Source organism: Bacillota bacterium (genome assembly GCA_012842395.1).
Taxonomy (GTDB): domain Bacteria; phylum Bacillota; class SHA-98; order UBA4971; family UBA4971; genus UBA6256.
Genome location: DUSX01000061.1, coordinates 1 through 2,065, shown reverse-complemented (window position 1 = coordinate 2,065; position 2,065 = coordinate 1). Strand labels below are relative to the sequence as shown.

The 2,065-nt window shown below is 64.0% G+C and carries 3 protein-coding genes; all 3 read right to left on the bottom strand.

What is annotated here, in order from left to right:
- A partial coding sequence (locus GX515_13500; GenBank protein HHY34008.1) for a hypothetical protein occupies nucleotides 1–971 on the bottom strand: 971 nt, incomplete at its 3' end.
- A 185-nt stretch (nucleotides 972–1,156) separates the two neighbouring features.
- A complete protein-coding gene (gene atpF / locus GX515_13495; protein ID HHY34007.1) occupies nucleotides 1,157–1,660 on the bottom strand; it encodes a F0F1 ATP synthase subunit B in 504 nt (167 codons plus the stop codon).
- 89 nt (nucleotides 1,661–1,749) lie between these two features.
- The gene (gene atpE / locus GX515_13490; protein HHY34006.1) at nucleotides 1,750–2,004 is read right to left on the bottom strand and encodes an ATP synthase F0 subunit C; all 255 of its coding nucleotides are present in this window, start codon (nucleotides 2,002–2,004) and stop codon (nucleotides 1,750–1,752) included.
- Nucleotides 2,005–2,065 lie beyond the last annotated feature (61 nt).

The window sequence follows — 2,065 nt, the reverse complement described above, 5'->3', positions numbered from 1 at the left end:
TAGGCCTCCCGGCCAGGGGGCCTGCGAAGCAGCAGCGCCACCTCTCTGTGGGCGGCCGCGTGCTTCGAGAGGTCGTCATAGACTATGAGCACGTCCTTGCCGCTGTACATGAAGTGTTCAGCCATGGCACACCCAGCATACGGGGCGACGTATTGAAGCGGCGCAGGGTCGCTTGCGGATGCTGCGACGACAATTGTATAGGGAAGCGCTCCATGCTCTTCGAGCACACTCACGGTCTGGGCTATGCTGGAGGCCTTCTGGCCTATCGCGACGTAGACGCAGAGCACCCCCGAACCCTTCTGGCTGATTATGGCATCCACCGCGATGGACGTCTTCCCAGTCTGCCGGTCGCCGATGATGAGCTCGCGCTGCCCTCGCCCGATGGGCACCATGGCATCCACCGCGAGGATGCCCGTCTGGAGCGGCACGCTCACGGGCTCACGGTCCGCAACGCCGGGCGCGGGCCCCTCGATCTGACGCCTGGTGCGAGCAAGGATGGGCCCCTTCCCGTCCACCGGGTCGCCGAGGGGGTTTACCACGCGGCCGAGGAGTTCCTCGCCCACAGGGACGTCTGCCACCCTTCCCGTGCACCGGACGACGGTCCCTTCGACGATCCTGTCCCCGCCGCTGAGGACGATGCAGCCCACAGCGTCCACGTCCAGGTCGAGCACCATCCCCTCGCCGCCCCCGTCAAACACCACGAGCTCTCCGGCCATGGCGGACGGAAGGCCGCTCACCCTTGCGACGCCGTCGCCGACGGCGACTACGGTGCCCACTTCTTCCACCACGGGAGCCGGCGTATAGCTCCTGACCAGCTCGATAGCGGACCTGAGGGTCTCGCGCGAAAGGCCCACACCCCCAGGCTCCCCCGGCGCCGGGATCGTCACCGCAGCGCGAAGATGGTCGGCGAGTTTGGCCCGAAGCTCCTCCAGCCATCGGCTCAGGCTCGCGTCTACAACGGTGTTGCCCATCTGAAGGGCGATCCCACCCAGAAGGGAGGGATCTTGCTCGAAAAACATCGCGACGGGCCGCCCCAGCGCCTCTGACAGGTACGTGCGGATCCGCTCCTCAACCTCGGGGGCGAGAGGCCTCGCGGTCCTAGCGATGACGCGTACCGGCCGCTTTGCCGGCGGCTGTGTCCTCTTCCTGATGGGTTTCATAGTTCCCGCTCCCCCGCGTCGCTGAGCCAGCCTTCCTCTAAGAGGCGCTTTACAATGGCCTCGTCATCGGCGGAATCGACCTTCTTCCCGGTAACCACCCTCGCCGTGGATATGACGAGGTCCACAATCTCATCTCGCAGCGCCTCGAAGGCCACCTGCCGCTCCCGGGCCGCCTCAGCTCTCGCTTGTTCGAGAATGGCCTTTGCCTCCTTGCGCGCGGCATCCAGGATCTCGGCCTGCGCGCGCTCCCCCTGGACAACGGCCTTCTCGATGATGTCCTGCGCCTCGCGACTCACCTGGGCGAGGCGGGCTTCATACTCCTGCTTCATCTTCGCGCTTTCGGCGCGGCTCTGCGCGGCTTCCTCAAGGGACCGCTTTATGCGGTCCTGGCGGTCCATCATGAACTTACGGACCGGCCTGTAGAGAAAGAATGTGAGGAGCGCCGTGAGCAGCAGGAAGTTCAGTATGCTCGCGAAAAAGGTCATATCGATCTGAATCAAACTTGATTCCCCCTCTGAATGCCTCCTCCGAACAAGAGTCAGGCAGCCGCAGTGGCATCCTGTCGGCCGCCAGCAGGCCGACCTCGTGGTCAGCCCAGGAACGGGTTGGCATAGAGGAGGATGAGCGCCACTACCAGCGCTATGATGGGCGTCGCCTCGACCAGGCCGACGCCTATGAGCATTGTCGAGAAGATGGACGCCTTGGCTTCAGGCTGGCGGGCGATGCCATCCACGGCCTTTCCAGCCACATGGGCGTCGCCCAACCCGGCCACAAGCGCAGCGACGCACACGATGATGCAAATGGCAGCAACCGAGATGATCTTCAGAAGCATGACCTCTGTCATGGTAACTCCTCTCCCTTACGTAAGACTTTTTGTTTGGGTGTGAGTTCAGATATCACTGCCC

What these genes read in the sequence shown, in the direction of transcription:
- atpE (HHY34006.1), bottom strand. Translation starts at nt 2,004, where the DNA reads ATGACAGAGGTCATGCTTCTGAAGATCATCTCGGTTGCTGCCATTTGC.